Genomic DNA, 18,759 nt, shown 5'->3' on the forward strand with positions numbered 1-18,759 from the left:
AGGCCAGATCGGCAGCGCCGGATCCAGCGGATGCTCACAGGATCGGCCGATAAGTCGCCTCGTATGTTGATCTGGCTCAACGCCGGGTCGTGATAAAGTCGCCGCCCATCAGACCTTTTGCTTTTGAGACGACGACCGCAATGACCGATTTCCAGGATGTTGACGCCCAACTTGAAGACTGGAACGCCTTGCGCGCCACCGTATCAATCAGCGGCTTGCTGGCAGGTAACGGCGCCAGCCGCGCGGTGTGGGATGACTTTGGCTACGACTCGCTGTTTGAAAACGCCCGTACCGTCGAAGAAAAACCGCTCAGCCAGTCTGAACTGAGCGTGTTCGAGGCGCTGCAAACCCGCAGTTTCGAGCAGGTGCTCAGTGCGCTGAAAATCACCAGTCGCGTCAATAAAGCGTTGGCCGTCAGCTCTGCCGCTCCGCGAAATCGCTACTACGCCATCAAGGAAGCGCTGATTAATACAGTGCACGCGGTGCACATCCCGTGGCGGCTGGTGGTGCCCCAGACACTGGCGTCGATCAGCCAGGAACTGGCCCGCTATCAGACGGTGTTCACCACCAACTACGACTTGCTTAACTATTGGGCGATTCAGCAGTCGCCCGAGGCAATCACCGATCTGTTTCAGGGCGCCGAGCCCAGCTTCGATCTGAGCACCACCGCCACCGATAAAACACGCCTGCTGTACCTGCACGGCGGTTTGCATCTGGTGCGCAACCAGGACGGCACGGCACGCAAGTTGATGTCTACTGAAGGCACGCTGCTCGGCAGTTTCGCAATCAACAATACAATCAAGACACTCGATGATGTGCCGCTCTTCGTTAACGAAGGCGCGTCGCAAGACAAGCTGAAAACCATCCGCAGCTCTGACTATTTGTCGTTTTGCTATGACCAGTTGCTCGGCCATGGTGAAGGGCTGTGCATCGTTGGCCATGCCCTTGGCGAGCAGGACAGCCACATCATCCACGCGCTGCGCCAGGCGAAACCAAACGTAGTCGCGATCTCGATTTATCCGCGCAGCAAAGCGTTCATCCAGCATCAAAAACGGCACTACGCGAAGGTGTTTGAAGGCACCGGCAGCGAGCTGCGCTTTTTCGATTCGAAAACCCACGCACTGGGCAGCCCGAAGCTCACGGTGCCGGTTGAGGTTTAGCAGTGAAGTGACGGCGGCGATCCGACGATGACGGCTTCGCACTCAAAAAAAGGTGCCGCCAGTGACGGCTCCTTCGCGAGCAAGCCCGCTCCCACGGGATCGGTGTGATGTTCGAGTTCTGGGAGTTGCATCGATCAAATGGTGGCGCCTGCTACAGGTTCAGAGCACCGGCAAGGTCTTGTCCTTGATCACCGTCGTTGGCCCGATGGCCTTGACGCTGGCGATGCCTTTTTCGCGGGCGGCGTCGGACGAATAGGCTTCGCTGCTGCCGACAATCTCATGGTTAGCGGCTTTGAGATTGAAGTACGGGTGACCGTCCTTGGTGTTTTTTCTTTCATAGCGCTCATCCAGCGGGCTGTTTTTCTGCACGGCGGCGATGCCGCTTTCGGCCCCGCTGCGGCTGGTGTAGTGCTCGCTCACAAGAATGGTTTCGGCATTGGCCGCTTTCAATACGAAGCGAAACTGGCCGCTGCTGGTTTTGCTCAACTCATACCATCCGGACATGGTGCTACTCCTGTCGTTTGATAAAGCAAAAGTCGCTTGATAGTAAAGACGCTATTGCCGGTTTAGCCATTGGGTAGCGATGCATCGGCATCCGCCTGCGCGGTTTTTACGCTGCGCAGCAACAGCGCAACCGAGGCCCATGCAGCAAGGCTGGCCAGCGCCAGAAACACCATGACCGCACGATACCCATTGATGAATGCGCCTTGCACATCGTTCAGCGGCACGCCGGAAAAATGATGATAAATCCCGACGCCGACCGCCAATCCAAGCCCACCGCCAACGTTGTGCAAGGTCATCAGCGAACCCATCGCCACTGAGCCGACTTGCTGCGGTACCGAGGAAATACCGAGCACTGTCGAAGGGCCAAGAATGCTTGCCCAGCCCAACCCCATCACGACGAACGCCGCCAACACGTAGACCAGGGAAGTCTGCCGATCAAAACCTGCCTGCAACAGCGCCGACACCACAAACAGCAACAACCCGGTTTTGATCAGCAGTGCCGGCCCCTTACGATCCACCAGGCGACCCACCAGCGGTGACAAAACAGCGACTCCAAGCGTGGTGGGCAACAACAGCAGCCCACTGGACTGGACGTTTTCGCCGCGAACCAGCGCCAGGTAAAGCGGCATGACAAAAAACGCCACGCAGTAAAACAACGCCAGACCAAAACTGGCGGTCACCGCCGCAACGAACCGTCGGTTGGCAAACAACTGCAGGTCGATGATCGGTGCCGCGACGCGTTTTTCGACCTCGATAAACGCCCAGAGCGCCAACACTGCCAGCACGATCAGGCCCAGCGTGATGGACGAACTCCAACCCCACGCGGCCCCTTGAACAATCACCAGCACCAGGCTCGGCAACCCGATCAACAACAGGATCGCTCCCAGCCAATCGAGCCCGGCGTCTGTCTGCGTAGCACGGGATTCATCGACGCTGAAGCTGCAAATCACCAGGCTCAATACCACGAACGGCACGTTGATCAGGAAGATCCATTGCCAGCCGAACGCACTGGTAATCACCCCGCCCAACACCGGCCCGATGGCCAGACCGACACCATTGACCCCAAACAGCACACCGAACGCTTTGCCCTGTTCGGTGCTGTCGAACGTGCTGGAGACAATGGCTCCGGACGCGGTATACAGCACCGCGCACGCCAGGCCCTGCACAATGCGGGCGCCGATTAATTGATCAATCTGACCGACCAAACCGGCCGCGAGTGACGCCAGGCCGAACACGCTCAAGCCAATGAACAACACGCGTTTGCGTCCATGTATATCGGCCAGTCGACCCACCAGCACCATGAAGCTCGACAGCGCCAGGATAAAGCCGTTGATCACCCACTGCAGGCTGTCAACGGACGCTGCCAGATCCTGCTGCAACGCTGGCAATGCGGTGTTGACGATAGTGAAATCGACGCAGCCCAGAAAACTGGCAATGCTGACCCCGAGCAATGCCCACCATTTGCGTTGCTGTTGCGCAAAAACGCTCATGGAAACTCCTTGTTCAATTGAATGAAAACAGCCGTCCTGCCGCGACTAAATCGCAACCGCGCCATTCGACCAGTTCGGGTGAATGACACCCGGTAACGTGAACGGAATCGGAATGCCGCGCTTCTTGAACTTCAGCGGTAACCAGCGCACGCGGTCCGGGTTGTGCGGTTCGATCAGCAGGTCGCGGCTGGTGGCCATCGCTGCGGTCATCTGCTGTGGGTACAACACGTAGTCATAGCCCTCGCCTGCCCATAGCGGCAGGATGATCGGGATTTCTTCGAGGATGTATTCGCGGCATTGGCTGGCGGCGCGTTCGATGTCGGCGTGTTCGTCACGCAATCGCAAACGGTCGGTGAACACCGCAATGGTGCTTTCGATGGCTTCGCGCAGCTCATGGCGTTCGTGGTAGATCACATTCAGTTGCTGGCGCAGTTCGGCGTAGTGATCGCTCGCCAGTTCCTGGTTCCAGCGAGTGATGTGATAAGGCACCCGTAAACCATCGAGTATCGGCTGGTTGCGCGCCAGCCAGGCGTCGCCGTCGCGTATCGACGCCGACAGTGCTTCGCCGGGCGATTTGCCGTGCTTGTTGTGGCGCTGCAGCGTGTCGGCGACCACGACTTTGACGTGGCTGAAACCCGACTGGTTGATCAGGTGAATGGTTGATCGCAGCTTCTGGTCTTCGTGGTATTCCTGGCCCACGCTGACCGCCAACACCACGCGTTTGCCTTCAAATTCGTGCTCTTCGCCGCCCTTGTTGAAATAGGCCTTGAGGTTGATTTCCTGTGCATGACTCATGAGTTAGCTCCAGTAGGCCAAAGGCTGATGTTCGCCGTAAAAACCGATAAAAACGCCGAGGGTGACGCGCGTACTGCTCGCTGATGGCCGCACCGCATGAATCAACCTCGGGTTCAGCAAGATCAGGTCACCGGGCTCAGGCTTGATCACGAAGTCCGGCGGCGGTAGCAAGTGGCGTTCAATGCCATAGGCGCGGTCGCCTCTGAGCCGGTTGTATTGCGCCTCGTCCGGCTCAATGCCCCAGATCTCCAGTTCACCGCCGTCCTCGGGAATTTCCAGATAGATGTTGGTCGACAGCTGCGTGAGCAACTTCGGGTTATGGCCCGGCGGTGCATTGCGCTCAAGATTGTCGGTGTGCGGTGTCAGGTCGACGCCGCTGCCCTGAAAACGCGCGATACCGACGAAGCACTTCTGGCCGTCCACCTGTAGCAAGTGCGCGCCTTGTGGCCAGACTTCATCCAGCAGCAAGCGCAGTTCATCGATGGGTGAAGCCAGCGGCCGAAACAGGTTGCGAATCCGTCGGATGTTGGCCTGTGCCTGGGCGTGATACTCGGCGCGACTGTGTTCATCCTGAATTTCGATGTAGGCCTTGCCGACGCGCACGAACTCCTGTTGCTCACTGAAGGCACTGCGCAGTTCTGGCTGGAACAAATGATCACGTGCAACCTGCAAGGTGTCCGGCGGACAAAAGCCTTTCAGTTGCACACCGTAAGAACGTTTTTCCACGACATCTAGAATATGCCGCGCTTGAAGTTTATCGGCAGTCGTTACAGTGAACATGCAAGCTCCCTCATTCCCTGGAAGTAGCGAAGATGAATAAACCGGTAAATCTTTTAAATTGTTTCAAGGCAACTTTAGGCAAACCATCAAGCCGTGTGAAATATCGTTTACCTCTAATCACCCAACTTAAAAATGTATAGAAAATCAGACAAATAGCGTTTTACGCAGATCACTTAAAGACCGCGCACACGACTATAAAAAACACTGATAGTTAAACTTAAAAAATCACATCATAAAAACGTTATTCAACTTAACCAGCACCCGGTAGTCATTAATCTGTCACCTCATTGAACTGACCATCAAAGTAACCAGCCGCAGTGAATGAGCGTTGGATAATGCCCTCATCCCGATAAAGGTCGGCGGTGTGCTGCACATCCTCAACCACGGCTGGCGCGACAGGAATTCGGTGCGGCAGGGCAAAACGATTGGAGCGCTCATGAATTTCCACCGGTAAGCCGCTATAGCCGGCCTGGATCTTCGAAAACACTTCCTGATGCTCGTTAGCCCAGGCATAGGCGCGACCCAGGCGCTGGAGCAGGTCGCGAATTTGCGCAGGCTTGTCACGGATCGCAGTGTCGTTGGCCACCAGCAACATGTGGCCGGCAAACAATCCCTCACCACTGACCAGCACGCGCGTGCCGCCTTCCATTTGCACCATGCTGGTGTAGGGATCCCAAGTCGACCAGGCATCCGCCTGCCCATTGGCCAGCAAGCTGCGAGACTCGCCAGGCTGCAGGAAAATAAACTGCGCATCGCGTGCATGCAGGCCAGCCGAACGCAGCGCGGCCAATGCCATGAAGTGCCCGATGGAGCCACGAGTGGTGGTAATCCGCTGGCCTTTCAGGCTGGCGGCGTCGGTCAGTGGCGAGTTCTGGTTGACCACAATGGCCACAGCCGTTTGGGTCACGTTGACCTTGATCACACCGACGGTTTTGATCGGCGCGCCCGCGGCGGCGGCAAACACGAACGGCGCATCCCCCAGGCTGCCGATGTCCACCGCGCCTGCCGCCAAGGCTTCGGCGGTGGGCGCGGCAGCAGCGAACGAGGCAAACTCGATCGGGTACGGCAAGTTTTCCAGCTCCCCGGCTGCTTGCAGCAAAATCTTCAGCGACTGTTTTTGGCTGGAAACACGCAACGTGTCGTCCGCCACGGCCACGGTGCCAGATCCTGAAAAAAACAGGATTATCATCAACACCCAGCCGAGTTTTGCGCCGGGGTTGATGGCCTCATCGCGAACACGCTTGCTGCTGCCCGATGTGCGTTGGGTCATTGATCAGAACGCCAGGCTGACGCGACTGTAGTAATACCCGCCGCCCAGTCCATAAGGCGAGAACATGCCGTATTCATAGGTACCGGCCCAAGCCTTGAGGCCGATTTTGTCGGGGTATTCGTCGAACAGGTTGTTCGCACCCAGCGCAACGGTGAGGTTCTTGGTCACGTCGTAAGCCACGTCGATATCGGTGATCCACTTGGCGCTGTACGTCCGGTCGTTGGCCGGAATGTTCGAGCCTTCGGTGTACTCGCCAAACCGCGTGAGTTGCAGGTTGGTGGTCCAGTCGCCGACCTTGTAGTTGGTCGACAGAATCCACTTGTCCTTAGGCGTCGACTGGGTCAGGTCGATCTGCTGCTGACGATCAAACAGCAGGTAACTGGAACCCAGCCGCGCGAGGGCTGCCGGTGTGTCCGCGAGGTCACGAATCGTGGTTTTGTTGTGGTTGTAGGCGACGCTCCATTTCGCCGTTCCGTACTCGCCAAACGACTGGCTGTAATCGGCTACCAGGTCTACGCCCTTGGTGCGGGTGTCTGCGGCGTTGGCGTAGTACTGCCCGGCGAGGTTGGGTGCCAAGCCGTTTTCCACGAGGATCTGCGAGACGGCGGCACCTTGCAGCAAACCGGTTTGCAGAATGCGCTTGTCGATGTCGATCAGGTAGAAGTCTGCGGTAAAGCGCAGGCGCTCGGCAGGTTCCGCAGTGAAACCCAGGCTGTAATTGCGCGAGGTTTCCGGCTCCAGGTTCTTCGCCCCCAGAGCAATCGCTTCGGCCGAATCCGGGCGCATTTGCTTGGTGCGTACCGAACTGGTGGTGCCATTGGCACCGAACTGGGTCACGGTGCTGGTGGTGGAAAACACACTTTGCGCCAGCGACGGCGCTCGGAAGCCATTGCTGACCGCTGCACGCACCGCATAGCCCGGCAGGAACTCGTAACGCGTGGTCAGCTTGCCGCTGGTGGTGTCGCCTACGCCAAGGTTGTACTTCTCATAACGTGCGGCAGCGCCGACATACCAGTCAGGCGTGATGTTCAGGCCGAAATCGAGATAAGCAGCTTCGCTGTGACGCTCAAGATCGTAGGCATCATCCGGAGTCGTGCCATTGACCGAAAACAAACCGGGGTCGGGCCGCACGCCGGCGAATCGGCCAACGTTTGGCACGTAATTGCCGTAGTTGTAGGAATTCGCTTCGCCGTCCTCCAGTGCGTATTTTTCCCAGCGGTACTCAACGCCGAACGAGGTTTCAAGTGGGCTGCTCCAACCGATATCCAGTGCCCTTGTGAAATCGAGGTTGTTGGTCCACTGATCGAAAATCAGGTTGCCCAAGTGAAAGTCATGCTGGCCGTAAGGGCCGTTGGAAATGTTCAGGTTATTGTCGGTATCGAGCACAGCACGGTCCTTGCCGTAGGTGCTCGACAGGTCCCAATCCCAATTCCCCGCCTGCCCCTTGGCACCACCGGCGAATTGAAAGTCCACCTCGTGAATTTCGCGTCGCGCCTGTCCGCCGTTTGGATAGGGCGCGTCCGGCACACCATTGAGGCTGGTGATGTCGGTGGGCTTGCGATGGCCTAAATCCTTGTTGCTGTTGCGATAACTCAAGGTCGAAAACGAATACAGCTTCAAGTCGTCCTGTAACGGCAACTCGGCGTTGTAGGCGACGCTGGTGGTTCGGTCACGGCCCAGCCCGTACTCGGTGCCCCACCCCTGACGGTTACTTTCGCGAGGGTCAGGCGCACCGTTCGGCTGGTTGAAATACAACTGGCCGGTGGCCGCACTGGAGCGCTCGTAAGGCTCCTGCAGTTTGCCGTCCCACGACAGGTTGAAGAAACCGCCGTTTTCACCCAGTGCCGAGCCCCAGTTGAAGGCTTCGTGGCCAGTGGTGCCATCGCCGTCGTAATACTGGCCGACGCTGGTGTCGGAGGTCAGGCCTTCGGCATTGCGCTTGAGGATGATGTTGATCACCCCGGCAATGGCGTCGGAGCCGTACTGCGCCGCCGCTCCGTCACGCAGCACCTCGATGCGTTCGATGGAGGCCGTGGGAATCAGGTCCAGGTCTACCGGAACCGAGGCATTGCCCACCCGTGCGCCGTTGTTGATCAGTGCCGAGTTGTGCCGACGCTTGCCGTTGATCAGCACCAGCACCTGGTCGCCGCCGAGGCCGCGCATGCTCACGCCACGGACCAGGAAAGCGGTGCCGCCGCCATTGATGGTCGGCACGTTGAAGGAGGGCAACAAACGCCCAAGCATCTCTTTCAGGCCGTTCTGGCCGATGGTACGCAGTTGCTCGCTGTCGATGACGTCAATCGGCGCGGGGCTGTTAGTGACGGTACGTTGCTGGCTGCCGCGTACGCCTGTGACCACTACCGTGCCGAGTGTTTCGTCGGCGGCAAACAGCTCGGGCGGCACGGCCATGCCGAGCAGGCCGAAGCTCAATGGGGCAGCACCGAACAGGGCTTTATGCAAAGTTGAACGCATTTCAAATATCCTTTTCTGACGGCGCTCAGTGCGACCTGGCGGCAACGGTTTCGACTTCAATCAAGGCTCCCGGCAATACCAGCCCGGCCACTTGCACGGTGGTGCGCGCAGGTTTCAGCGGTTGCTGGTCGGTGCCGAAGAACTCGCGAAACGCCACTTGCAGGCCATCGAAATCGAGCTTGCCGCCCAGCGCCGGGTCGCCCACCAGGTAAATACGCAGTTGCACCACATCGGCCAGTTTCAAGCCCTGGCTCGCCAGGATGTTCTCGACTTTGCGCAGCACCACGCGGGTCTGGGCTTCGGTATTGCCGACGGCACGTATTTGATCTTTCGCGGCTTTAGGGTCGACCGGATCGGGCAGCAGGCCCGAGAGGTAAGTGACCTCGGTGTTGGCGCCGAGGGTCACCGATTGCAGGATCGGTGAGTTGGGATACGTCGAGGGCACTCGCGAAATCGAGGCGGCCAGGGTGTTGCTCGCCGCGAAGAGGATCCCCATCCCCAGCAAGGTTTTTTTCAAAGACATGCAAAGACACTCCAAGGTTATTTAATGCCAGCCTCGGAGGTCCGCTACCTGGCAAATCGTTTGTGGCTGTTTGAATGAAAGCGCGGCTTTTTCAGGCCGTTTGCTTGATGGGCGAGCTTTGCGCCCGCTCGAAAAGATTGCGCACCACACGCCGCGCCGCGCCGGCCGCCGCTTCCTGCCAAATGCCGACACCACTGTGCGCGAGCCCGTCACTGGTCAGGTACACCCGGCCCTGAGGCTGGTTGAGCAAGCTGTAGTCGGGTTCGGCAACCTCGTGGTTGATCCACGGGCCGAGGTTGTACGGAATCTTTGCCCAGGCGATTGCCAGTGGCTTACGCAGCTCATGGCCATGCCCCGGGTGCAACAATTCAACGGCTTGCCGGGAGATGGCGATTTGTTGATCAAGGCTTTTCTCGCCAAACTTGCGGGCGGTTTCACCATTGTTATAAGCCGCTACCAACACCCCTTGCGCCTGATTGAAACCACCGCTGGGATACCACAGGCCCGACGCTTCCTGATTGATGAACGACAGACCGCCGTAGATCTGATAATCGCTTTCCCAGAATCGCCGGGACTGCCACGCAACCTTGTTCGCGTAACCGAATTGCACGCTTGAAATGGCCTGACGCACGGGTGCTGCGAGGTTGCTGTCGATCTTGGCCAGCAGCGGCAACGGCAACGCGCTGATCACATAATCGGCGCGAATTTTTTGTTCGCGGCCGCTGCGCCGATCCAGATAGCCGACCTCGACGAAATCCGCTTGATTGGTGATCGAGCGCACTTCGGCGTTCAGGCGCAGCGCCGCTTTCAGGTGTTGGGCGAACGCCTTGGGGATGCGGTCCATGCCGCCAACGGGTTGAAACATGGTCGGCGAAAATTCCGGGTATTCATCAATCATCAACGCGGTGGTCAGCGCCGGGTTAAGCAATGTCTGCAACGGCAGCGGGTCCTTTTTCTGCGCGAGCTGATCACCCGCACCCGGCCAGACCTTGTAGCCCGAGCGGGCGGAACCAACGTATTCGAGCTTGTCCGAGAGGTCGCCCCAGGTCTTGAGAAAACTCAGCAGGTTGCTGCGGTCCTCGAGGCTGAGTTCCTGGTCCAGCGCGTTGCGATTGACGGCTTTTGCCAGCAACTCGGAAAAGTGCCCGCGACTATCGTTGACCGCTTGTCGAATCTGGATCGCCGGCTGATTAAGGTCCGGGCGCACCAGCGCATTGCGGCTGGTATTGACCAGCACCTCCAGCTCTACCCCCAGTTCACGGCAGTAGCCGAGCATCAGTTGATGATGGCTGGGCAAGCGACCGGGACCGGCGTTGAGGTAGAAGCCATTATCGAAATCCGCGACCTGCACGCTGCCATCGGTGTAGTCGACACGATCACCGCCGCGCACGGTCCAGTTACGGCCGCCGACACGGTCACGCGCTTCGAGTAGCGTGACCTTGAAGCCAGCCTTCTTCAGCTCATAAGCGCTGACCAGGCCGCCGATGCCGGCACCAATCACCACCACACTGGCGCCATGACCCACGCTGGCGACCGGCAGGGCTGCATAGTTCTCCGCAGCGGCCTGCGCAGTCTCGTTCAGTCCGAGCATGCCCATCACCGCAGAGGCCGCCTGAAGGCCACCGACAGCGGCGACACGGGCGATCAATTGTCTTCTGGTCAATGGCATTCAAGCGCTCCCTGCCTGGCAAATAGATAGTGCATTCGGTTATAGCCGAGCAACTTGTTCAGTCACTTGGGTCTATGGGAAGCCATCCTAGGGGGCGATGTTTAATAAGAGAAATACATTTTAAGCATATGCAAATATTAATTTGTTTCATATTCAACAAAGAAGATTCTGCGGCCATTGCATAGTCACAACGTTCAATCATGTTCGCGCTATCAGTGCACGTGTTGCGCCTCGCTCAGTACCCGCAACAAATTTGCGCCCCAGATTTTCGCCAGGTCACTTTCGCTGTAACCCGCCGCCAGTAAACGCTCGGTAATGCGCGGCAACTGCGCAACGTCACTCAAGCCTTGCACCCCGCCGCCGCCATCCCAGTCCGCGCCGATTCCGACATGATCGGGGCCGACGACCTGGAGGATGTGCAACAAGTGCTTCATGAAATCATCGAGGCTTGCCTGGACTTGCGGATAGCGGGATTCGACCTCGCGGATGCGCGCTGCCAGATCCGCCACCTGGGCCGGGTTCATGCTCGCCGCCAGCCGAAACTCACGGTACAACGGGCCCAACGCCTTATCGCGTTCGGGGTCGGGCACGCGATTGATCAAGTCACTGGGAAAGCTGTTGACCTGCACCACACCGCCCTTCGCCGCCAACCGACGCAAGCGCTGATCGTCGAGGTTACGTGGGTGCGCCGTGATCGCCCGACTGCTGCTGTGCGAAGCAATGATCGGCGCGGTGGACAGCTCCAGCACTTGATCGAACACCTGATCCGAGGCGTGCGAGACGTCTAGCAGAATGCCCAGCCGATTAGCCTCGCCGACCAATGCCTGGCCGGCCGGACTCAAGCCGTGCCATTGCGGTAAAGCGGTGGCCGAATCGGCGAAGTCGTTGTTGGCCGAATGCACCAGCCCGAGCATGCGCAGCCCCAGTCGATAATAGGTCTGCAAGCGTTGCGGATCCGCCGCCAACGGCTCGGCGTTCTCCATGCTGATAAACACCACCCGCTGCTGGCGCGCGACAATTGCCGGCACGTCTTCGGCGCGCAAAGCCAATGCAAAATCCCTGGGGTGGGCAGCAATCAGATCGCGAATTCGTGTGATCACCGCCAGGCCATGTTCGCTCGCCAATGTCCGGCCCTCTGCAGTCAGAGGTCCTTGCGGGGTGAAAATCGCCCAGAAACCGCCGTCCAGCCCGCCCTCTTTCATGCGCGGCAAATCCACCTGGGACAAGTCTTCGGCATAAGTATGACGCTGGGTGATGTCCCACCCCGGACGGGCCAGTTGCATCGGTGTATCGAGGTGGCTATCAAGCACGGTAAGGCGCTGATGCAGTTGCGTGGCAGTTTGCGAAGCGTGCCCAAAAGGACTGATCAGGCACAACAGAACCGCCGAATGACGGGCAAAAGAAGTGAGCATGCGTGCCCTCCCTGGCAAATGTTTGGACCACCGGAAAAGTGAATTCAGCTCCAGTGAAAACTTCGGTCCCATATCCCCGACACATCAAGGTGCTGGGGCAATACGCCGGCCTCGAAAAACAGGTCCGCAACGTCCTGTTGGGACTTTACTGCCGCGTCGTCCACTGGCCGCAGTAACCGGGGGCCACTTTGTGCACGGTACTGAGCCAGGAACACGTCACGCGGCATGCCGAGAACTTTTGCGCTTTTGCTTGCCCATTCCTCGGGATGCGACGCAATCCATTGCCAAGACCGATACTCGCGCAAGATGTAATCGGTAATCGCCTGATGCTTGAGCGGGTCGGCGATGCTGTTCTGATTGGCGGCGATCACGTAGTTGCCCGACAGATAGCCCTGGCCGGTTTTCAACACCCGGGCGCCGCTGCGCTGCTCGGCGAGTTGAATGAAGTAGCCAAAACAGACCCAGGCATCCAGCGCACCGTTCTGAAACGCTGCGAAACCGTCTTGAGGTGTCAGCGCCATGGGCTGGATGTCATTAAAGGTCAGGCCCTGTTCCTTCAGTGCTTTAAGCAAAAAGTAATGCGAGCTGGTAGAGCGGATATAACCGATGCGCTTGCCCTTGAGCTGCGCAACGGATTGCACCGTGGAGTCTTTGGGCACGATGAACGCCTGGTTGTTGACATCGCCGGTGAGCACCGCGATCAGCTTCACTGGCGCGTGATTCTTGATTCCGAAAATCGGCGGTATCTCACTCATCGGCGATATATCGAGCGTGCCGCTGACCAGCGCCTCAAAACTGAGGTTGCCGCCAGTGAACTCGGCGTACTTGACGGTATAGGGCGCAGGCTCGATACCCGCTTCGGCGAAGAACGTGGGTGCCGCGCCTTTGTACGTCGCCACGTTCAGGGTGACGCCACTCAGGTCGTTGGCGCCCAGGCTGATGCGCGGTAACCCGGCGCTGAGCGCGCCCAGGCTGGCCAGCGCCGAGAGTTCAAGAAAACGTCGACGGTGCATGGTGTAACTCCTCAAGTCAGAACATCCGGCTCGGTACGCAAAATCCGCTCGCGAAACGGCTGGAAGCTGAACCAGCCACCAAACTCGGTACCGACCTGTTTGGCCGTGTGCCGGGCCACGTCATGTGGGATTAACTTTGGCGAACCTGCAGCCTCGGCGAGCAGTTGCGTGCGCGCCGCGTTGTCCATGGCGATAAAGCGCCACACCGCGGCCTCAACCGTTTCGCCGACGGTCAGCAAGCCATGATTTTGCAGGATCAAGGCGTGGTGATTGCCGAGGGTGCGGGCGATGCGCGCCCCCTCACTGGCCTCCAGGACCACCCCGGAAAAGTTATCGAACAAGGCGTGCTTTTCATAAAAGGCGCAGGCGTCCTGGGTCAGCGGATCGAGCAAACGCCCAAGGCTCGACCAAGCCTTGCCATACAACGAGTGCGCATGTGCCGCCGCGATCACGTGTGGGCGAGCTTCGTGTAGCGCGGCATGGATGGCGAACGCTGCCAGGTTCAAGGCGCCCTCGCCTTCTAGAATCTCGCCCTCAGGGTTTACCAAGAGTAAATCCGAGACCCGGATATGGCCGAAATAAACGCCTACGGGGTTCACCCAAAAATGGTCCGGGCGCTCCGGATCGCGCACCGTGATATGCCCGGCGCCGCCCATATCGAAGCCCTGCAAGGCGAACACTCGCAACGCAATGGCCAGGCTCTGTTTACGCTGCTGCCGTTCCAGTTCGACGTTCTGCTGTTGTGGCGGATGCTCCCAGCGAAACACCGTATGGCCGTCGCGGGGCAAGTCGTACACCGCCGGACGATGCACTGCATTGACTGCGCTCATGGCTGACTCCCTTCAATATCCACGGGCGATTTCCACCCGGTTTTCCAATGGCAACCCGTTGCGATGGCGTTCGATATTGCGCCCCAGCAATCGGGCAATGTTGAGGTACACCTGCGGCGAATTAGCCGAGGTATGGGGTGATAAATGGATGGCTTTATGGCCGTAAAACGGATGACCGGCCGGCAGGGGTTCGGGGTCGCTGACATCAAGACTGGCCAGCCCCACCTGGCCCGCCTCCAGCGCTCGCAGCAACGCGTGTTGATCGATCAGGGCACCGCGCGCCAGGTTGATCAAATGCAATCCCGGCCGTGCTGACGCCAGCACCGCTTCGTTGACGATGTGGTGCGTCAGTGGCGTAACCGGCGCTGCCAGGAGCACATGATCGGCACGGCCAAATAGCGCGTGAATGTCCGCCACTGCTTGCACCCCGGCCACTTCAAACGGCTGCGTAGAGTTGCGCAACGCCAACACCTGCATCCCCAGCGCCAGTGCTTTTGGCGCCAGGGCCTGGGCGATACTGCCGAAGCCGAACAGCCCTAAGGTGCTGCCAGACACGGCGGCTAGCGAACGCTGTTGCCAGTGCGCAGCGTCATTGATCCAGACGTTCGGCAACTGCTTGGCGGCGGCAAAAATAGACGCCAGGGCGAACTCGGACATCGTCTCGGCCGTGGTGCCCCGCGCACTGGCCACCGGCAAGCTGTCGAACAACCAACGGGGGAAATAGTCGAGCCCACTGGTCACCAGTTGCACCAGCCGCAGGCCAAACGGCCACCCCGCCGGCGGCGTTTCGGCATCGCGAAAATCGGCATGCGGCGCCGCGAGCAGAACCTGCACATCGGCCGGCAGATTCGCCGGCACTCCGCGCGGCAGCGCCAGCACTTCGACGCCCGGCAATTGCTCTTGCAGCCGCTGATTGAAAGCGGCGTCCAGCTGACTGGCGATGCGTGTCATGCCTGCGCTCCGCGACTCGGCAACGCAAATACCGCACGCCCGACGGCCCCCAGAATCGCATCGTTCTGCGGCGTGTGAATCCGGCTGCACAACACGTCGCGGTAGTGACGTTCGATCGGATTGCCCCTCGCCAATCCCGGATTGCCGATGGCTTCGATGCCCAATTCCACGGCGCTGATGGCGTTGCTGGTGACCAGGTATTTGACCTGGGTGGCTTCACCCGGATCCACCCGCCCTTGCGCGGCCGCATCCAGCAGTACGCGATTGGCAAACAGTAGCGCGTCGATGCGCCCGATCAGTTCATGGAACCGTGGCAGGCTCGACAGCGGTGCGCCCAGATTCGCGGGCGTGCGCTCGGCAAGCCAACCCACTAGCCAGTCGCGGGCCGCGCGGGCGACACCGTCGTAGATCGAAGAAAGCAAAACCGCCAGCCACAGCACGCCCGTACTGTCGAGTTCAGAGGGGCGGGGAACACTGGCCGGCAGAATGTCCACCGCGTATTGCGTGGCAACAAACACCTCGTCGAAGATCACATCGTGGCTGCCCGTGGCGCGCATGCCCAAGTGATCCCACGTCTCTTCGATGCGTATACCCGGCGTGTCACGATGCACCAGCCAGGTCCCGACATACGGTTCGGTGTCGTCAGTTCGCGCCCACACTGCGAGCCAGGTCAGGCCGGGAATGCCAGTGGAGTAAATCTTCCGGCCGTTGAGTATCCAGCCACCGTCCACGCGGCGGGCAATGGTATTGGGCAAGCCGCCACGTGCCGGCGTGCCGAGATCTGGCTCAACCCGCAAGGCGTTGATCAATGCGCCCTCTTCCACGGCTTCACGCGCCAGCCGTTCTCGCAGGTGCAGCGGCCAGGCCTGATTGCCTTGCAGGCGAGTGTGCTGCAGGTATTGCATCACCAACACCAACGCGGTGGACGGCTCGCCTCGGGCGACCTCGCTGATCACCCGGCGCGCCTGCGCCAGCGTCGCTTCACTGCCGCCGAGCCGGCGCGGCACCGTCAACGCCAGCAAACCGTGCTCATGCAAACGGTGCAGATTGGCATGCGGGAACTCGCTGTGTTTATCGTAATAAGCCGCCGTGGCGGCGAACTCGCGGCTCAGCGCCTGCAGCTGTTCGGCAAATGCCGCAGAGTCCAGATCGGGTTGCCGAGCCTGTTGCTCGGCACGCGGTTGCACGGTGGATAAGCTCATTGGTTGCCGGTCCTGCTCAAGGGTTGGGAATCGTCCGCGACGCTGGCATTGTCGGATTCGCTATCGACGCCCAGCAGCTCCAGCAGGCGCGAACGTAAATGATGAAATGCCGGTGTTGCGATCTGGCGCGGGCGTGGCAAGCGAATCTGGATCTGTTCGGCGATGCGCCCGTGGGCCAACACCACCACCCGGTCCGCCAGCAACACCGCCTCGTCAACGTCGTGCGTGACCAGCAACACGGCCGGTGTGTGCACTCGCCACAACGCGATAATCAGTTGATGCATGCGGATACGCGTCAACGCGTCGAGGGCGGCGAAAGGCTCGTCGAGCAGCAACAGCTTCGGTTCACGAACCAACGCCCGGGCCAAGGCGACACGTTGCGCCTCGCCACCGGACAACGTGCCAGGCCAGGCATCAAGCCGATGCGCCAGGCCGACCTCGGTCATCGCCGCCAGCGCACGTTCTTTCGCTGCCGCGCCACGCACGCCCAGGGAAACATTGCGCCAGGCACGCTTCCACGGCATCAGTCGCGGCTCCTGAAACACCGCCGCCAGCGCTTCGGGCACCTGCAACTGACCTTCGTCGATTCGGTCCAGCCCGGCCAGCGCCCGCAGCAAAGTGGTTTTTCCGGAACCGCTGCTGCCCAACAGGGCGACAAACTCGCCGGGCGCAATTTCAAGGTTCAGGTTATCGAGCACCGCTTGACCGGCAAATCGTCGTGTTACCTGACGGCACTCGACGGCAGCGCGTGTGGGTTTTGCGAGCAACACAGTCATGATCAGTTCCTGATGAAGGTCGGGCGCCAAGACAAGGCAAACCGTTCGAGCAAGCGCACCAGGCCGTCGATACCCAGGCCGAGTACGCTGTAGATAATCAGGCAGATAACGATGACGTCAGTGCGCATGAAGTCCCGCGCATCGTTGACCAGGTAACCGATGCCGGCGCTGGCATTGATCTGCTCGACCACCACCAGACCCAGCCAACTGATACCGAAGGCATACCGCAAGCCGACGAAGAACGCCGGCAACGCGCCAGGCAAGATCACGTGCACGATCAGTTCCCAGCGCTTGAGGCCAAGCAGCGTGGCAGCCTCCACAAGTTTGGGGTCGAGGCCGCGAATGCCGGAAAACAGCGTGAGGTAAATCGGGAACGTGGTGCCAAGGGCGATCAAGGCGATTTTCGGCGTCTCGCCGACGCCGAACCACAGGATGAACAACGGCACGATGGCCAGGAACGGTAAGGTGCGGAGCATTTGCATCGGCGAATCAATGGCGATTTCGCCGCGGCGCGACAAGCCAGCCACCAGCGCCAGAACGGTGCCGACACTGACGCCGATGGCCAAGCCACTGAGTGCCCGCTGCAGGGAAATCCACAGGTGAGCGGCCAACTCGCCGCTGCCGAGCATCTGCCATAACGTAGCGCCGATGGCGCTCGGGGCGGCGATGATGCGTGGCGGCAACAGCCCCGTGCGTGAAGCCAGCTCCCACAGCAGCAACAACAGGAGCGGGCTCAGCAAGCGCGCGAGCAGGTCACGCCACGCGGGCCAATGGACCAAGGATTTGAGGCGATCAAGCAATGCAGCCGGGGTGTGCGCAGGCATTTCAACTTCCCTGATTAAGCGCGTCGAACCCCATGCTAACTACATAAAAATCGTCCGTGAAATTCGTTTTAGTTCTAACTTAATATACAAAAAATGCATTTATCTCAAACGACGATATGCAAAAAACAATTAAAACCAATGCCGTCTGTCACTGTTTGCCGACTCTGGCTGCCACCATTTCGCCAAATACACCGACCGGTTCCTGCAGGTTGCCCAGGAAGCGCGGATGGATAAGCCATAGATCAATCACGGGTTTGAAATCCGAAACAGGGACGATTTCGAGCTTGTCGCGATGGCTGCTGTTTTCCAGCAATGGCAGAGGAACCAGGCCATAGCCCAAGCCATTGGCGATCAAACCCAACTGCAATTCAGTACCGAAGGTTTCCAGGTTGATTTGCAAGGACAGACCTTGCGCACTCAATGCTCGTTGCAAACCCGCACGGAAGCCGCAGCCGTCCGGGTTGAGCACCCAACCGCGCTGATAACAATCCGCCAATTTGCATGAGCGCTTGCGCACCTCGCCTTTGGCCGCGACCACTACCAGGCTCATGCTGGCCAGCGAGCGACCGACCACGCCTTCCGGGAACACCTTGCCGGCAGGGAACAATGCCGCCACCACATCCAGTTCGCCATTTTCGACCTTGCCCAGCAAATGACTGCCCCACCCCGTCGCCACCGAAGTCTGCAATTGCGGGTACAGGGCTTTCAACTGACTGAGGGCATCGAGCAACACCACGTCACCGATGGTCTGCGGCACGCCGATGCGTAACGCTCCGCTGGGCGGACCGTCGCTGGCAACCAGTTCACTGAGGGCATCGATGGTGCGCAGCACTTCCAGGCATTGCCCGTAAACCCGCAACCCCATGCTCGTCGGCTTCAGCGGTTTGGTATTACGGTCCAGCAACTCGACGCCCAGCGCTTCTTCGAAGTTCTGTACCCGACGGGTAATTGCCGGTTGGGTCAACTGCAGGGAATCAGCGGCCTGGCTGATGGTTTGGCAGCGAATGACTGCGACGAACGCGTTCAGATCATCTATCTTCATTCTTTTTTCGCATAATAAATGACTGGAAAAATGTGCATAAAGAATA

General features: G+C 59.4%; 17 protein-coding genes. 1 reads left to right on the top strand and 16 read right to left on the bottom strand.

From position 1 onward, the window contains the following. Window positions 1-140: 140 nt before the first annotated feature. The gene (locus tag ACQR3R_RS13845) at window positions 141-1,160 is read left to right on the top strand and encodes a DUF4917 family protein (protein WP_428272860.1); all 1,020 of its coding nucleotides are present in this window, start codon (window positions 141-143) and stop codon (window positions 1,158-1,160) included. A gap of 159 nt (window positions 1,161-1,319) precedes the next feature. On the opposite strand, the gene ACQR3R_RS13850 is transcribed toward ACQR3R_RS13845, so the two are convergent. From ACQR3R_RS13850 to ACQR3R_RS13925, 16 genes are all read right to left on the bottom strand, one after another. After that, entirely contained in the window at window positions 1,320-1,664 is a 345-nt protein-coding gene (locus tag ACQR3R_RS13850) for a DUF1508 domain-containing protein (protein WP_428272861.1), read from the bottom strand. A gap of 62 nt (window positions 1,665-1,726) precedes the next feature. Continuing rightward, window positions 1,727-3,154: a DHA2 family efflux MFS transporter permease subunit gene (locus tag ACQR3R_RS13855; RefSeq protein ID WP_428272862.1), complete on the bottom strand. Its 1,428-nt coding sequence runs from the start codon at window positions 3,152-3,154 to the stop codon at window positions 1,727-1,729. 45 nt (window positions 3,155-3,199) lie between these two features. Continuing rightward, window positions 3,200-3,949: a tRNA-dependent cyclodipeptide synthase gene (locus tag ACQR3R_RS13860; RefSeq protein ID WP_428272863.1), complete on the bottom strand. Its 750-nt coding sequence runs from the start codon at window positions 3,947-3,949 to the stop codon at window positions 3,200-3,202. 3 nt (window positions 3,950-3,952) lie between these two features. Next, the gene (locus ACQR3R_RS13865) at window positions 3,953-4,729 is read right to left on the bottom strand and encodes a 2OG-Fe(II)-dependent halogenase WelO5 family protein (protein ID WP_428272864.1); all 777 of its coding nucleotides are present in this window, start codon (window positions 4,727-4,729) and stop codon (window positions 3,953-3,955) included. A 271-nt stretch (window positions 4,730-5,000) separates the two neighbouring features. Beyond that, on the bottom strand, window positions 5,001-5,999 hold the full coding sequence (locus ACQR3R_RS13870; RefSeq protein ID WP_428272865.1) for an aliphatic sulfonate ABC transporter substrate-binding protein: 999 nt from the start codon (window positions 5,997-5,999) through the stop codon (window positions 5,001-5,003). A 3-nt stretch (window positions 6,000-6,002) separates the two neighbouring features. Beyond that, on the bottom strand, window positions 6,003-8,471 hold the full coding sequence (locus ACQR3R_RS13875; RefSeq protein WP_428272866.1) for a TonB-dependent receptor domain-containing protein: 2,469 nt from the start codon (window positions 8,469-8,471) through the stop codon (window positions 6,003-6,005). A 25-nt stretch (window positions 8,472-8,496) separates the two neighbouring features. Next, on the bottom strand, window positions 8,497-8,994 hold the full coding sequence (locus tag ACQR3R_RS13880) for a Rid family hydrolase (protein WP_428272867.1): 498 nt from the start codon (window positions 8,992-8,994) through the stop codon (window positions 8,497-8,499). 91 nt (window positions 8,995-9,085) lie between these two features. Beyond that, the gene (locus tag ACQR3R_RS13885; RefSeq protein WP_428272868.1) at window positions 9,086-10,663 is read right to left on the bottom strand and encodes an FAD-dependent oxidoreductase; all 1,578 of its coding nucleotides are present in this window, start codon (window positions 10,661-10,663) and stop codon (window positions 9,086-9,088) included. Window positions 10,664-10,875: 212 nt separating this feature from the next. Then, a complete protein-coding gene (locus tag ACQR3R_RS13890; protein ID WP_428272869.1) occupies window positions 10,876-12,075 on the bottom strand; it encodes a membrane dipeptidase in 1,200 nt (399 codons plus the stop codon). A 44-nt stretch (window positions 12,076-12,119) separates the two neighbouring features. Next, complete coding sequence (locus ACQR3R_RS13895) at window positions 12,120-13,088, bottom strand: ABC transporter substrate-binding protein (protein ID WP_428272870.1); 969 nt, start codon at window positions 13,086-13,088, stop codon at window positions 12,120-12,122. A gap of 11 nt (window positions 13,089-13,099) precedes the next feature. Beyond that, window positions 13,100-13,918, bottom strand: coding sequence for a class II aldolase/adducin family protein (locus tag ACQR3R_RS13900; RefSeq protein ID WP_428272871.1), 819 nt, complete (start codon window positions 13,916-13,918; stop codon window positions 13,100-13,102). A 12-nt stretch (window positions 13,919-13,930) separates the two neighbouring features. Beyond that, the gene (locus ACQR3R_RS13905; RefSeq protein WP_428272872.1) at window positions 13,931-14,869 is read right to left on the bottom strand and encodes an NAD(P)-dependent oxidoreductase; all 939 of its coding nucleotides are present in this window, start codon (window positions 14,867-14,869) and stop codon (window positions 13,931-13,933) included. Beyond that, the gene (locus ACQR3R_RS13910; protein WP_428272873.1) at window positions 14,866-16,071 is read right to left on the bottom strand and encodes an acyl-CoA dehydrogenase family protein; all 1,206 of its coding nucleotides are present in this window, start codon (window positions 16,069-16,071) and stop codon (window positions 14,866-14,868) included. Before ACQR3R_RS13910 ends, ACQR3R_RS13905 begins: the two co-directional genes overlap by 4 nt. Beyond that, complete coding sequence (locus tag ACQR3R_RS13915) at window positions 16,068-16,847, bottom strand: ATP-binding cassette domain-containing protein (protein ID WP_428272874.1); 780 nt, start codon at window positions 16,845-16,847, stop codon at window positions 16,068-16,070. Before ACQR3R_RS13915 ends, ACQR3R_RS13910 begins: the two co-directional genes overlap by 4 nt. A gap of 2 nt (window positions 16,848-16,849) precedes the next feature. Then, window positions 16,850-17,671 carry an ABC transporter permease subunit gene (locus ACQR3R_RS13920; RefSeq protein WP_428272875.1) on the bottom strand — a complete coding sequence of 274 codons (822 nt, stop codon included), beginning with the start codon at window positions 17,669-17,671 and terminating at the stop codon, window positions 16,850-16,852. Between the two features lie 148 nt (window positions 17,672-17,819). Beyond that, window positions 17,820-18,713: a LysR substrate-binding domain-containing protein gene (locus ACQR3R_RS13925; RefSeq protein ID WP_428272876.1), complete on the bottom strand. Its 894-nt coding sequence runs from the start codon at window positions 18,711-18,713 to the stop codon at window positions 17,820-17,822. Window positions 18,714-18,759 lie beyond the last annotated feature (46 nt).

The sequence above is a fragment of the Gordonia sp. IEGM753 genome (assembly GCF_050321825.1).
Taxonomy (GTDB): Bacteria; Pseudomonadota; Gammaproteobacteria; order Pseudomonadales; family Pseudomonadaceae; genus Aquipseudomonas.

Coding starts and splice junctions, on each gene's coding strand:
- ACQR3R_RS13910 (WP_428272873.1), bottom strand. CDS start 16,071: ATGAGCTTATCCACCGTGCAACCGCGTGCCGAGCAACAGGCTCGGCAA.
- ACQR3R_RS13885 (WP_428272868.1), bottom strand. CDS start 10,663: ATGCCATTGACCAGAAGACAATTGATCGCCCGTGTCGCCGCTGTCGGT.
- ACQR3R_RS13890 (WP_428272869.1), bottom strand. CDS start 12,075: ATGCTCACTTCTTTTGCCCGTCATTCGGCGGTTCTGTTGTGCCTGATC.
- ACQR3R_RS13900 (WP_428272871.1), bottom strand. CDS start 13,918: ATGAGCGCAGTCAATGCAGTGCATCGTCCGGCGGTGTACGACTTGCCC.
- ACQR3R_RS13915 (WP_428272874.1), bottom strand. CDS start 16,847: ATGACTGTGTTGCTCGCAAAACCCACACGCGCTGCCGTCGAGTGCCGT.
- ACQR3R_RS13925 (WP_428272876.1), bottom strand. CDS start 18,713: ATGAAGATAGATGATCTGAACGCGTTCGTCGCAGTCATTCGCTGCCAA.
- ACQR3R_RS13865 (WP_428272864.1), bottom strand. CDS start 4,729: ATGTTCACTGTAACGACTGCCGATAAACTTCAAGCGCGGCATATTCTA.
- ACQR3R_RS13880 (WP_428272867.1), bottom strand. CDS start 8,994: ATGTCTTTGAAAAAAACCTTGCTGGGGATGGGGATCCTCTTCGCGGCG.
- ACQR3R_RS13850 (WP_428272861.1), bottom strand. CDS start 1,664: ATGTCCGGATGGTATGAGTTGAGCAAAACCAGCAGCGGCCAGTTTCGC.
- ACQR3R_RS13860 (WP_428272863.1), bottom strand. CDS start 3,949: ATGAGTCATGCACAGGAAATCAACCTCAAGGCCTATTTCAACAAGGGC.
- ACQR3R_RS13895 (WP_428272870.1), bottom strand. CDS start 13,088: ATGCACCGTCGACGTTTTCTTGAACTCTCGGCGCTGGCCAGCCTGGGC.
- ACQR3R_RS13845 (WP_428272860.1), top strand. CDS start 141: ATGACCGATTTCCAGGATGTTGACGCCCAACTTGAAGACTGGAACGCC.
- ACQR3R_RS13905 (WP_428272872.1), bottom strand. CDS start 14,869: ATGACACGCATCGCCAGTCAGCTGGACGCCGCTTTCAATCAGCGGCTG.
- ACQR3R_RS13855 (WP_428272862.1), bottom strand. CDS start 3,154: ATGAGCGTTTTTGCGCAACAGCAACGCAAATGGTGGGCATTGCTCGGG.
- ACQR3R_RS13870 (WP_428272865.1), bottom strand. CDS start 5,999: ATGACCCAACGCACATCGGGCAGCAGCAAGCGTGTTCGCGATGAGGCC.
- ACQR3R_RS13920 (WP_428272875.1), bottom strand. CDS start 17,671: ATGCCTGCGCACACCCCGGCTGCATTGCTTGATCGCCTCAAATCCTTG.
- ACQR3R_RS13875 (WP_428272866.1), bottom strand. CDS start 8,471: ATGCGTTCAACTTTGCATAAAGCCCTGTTCGGTGCTGCCCCATTGAGC.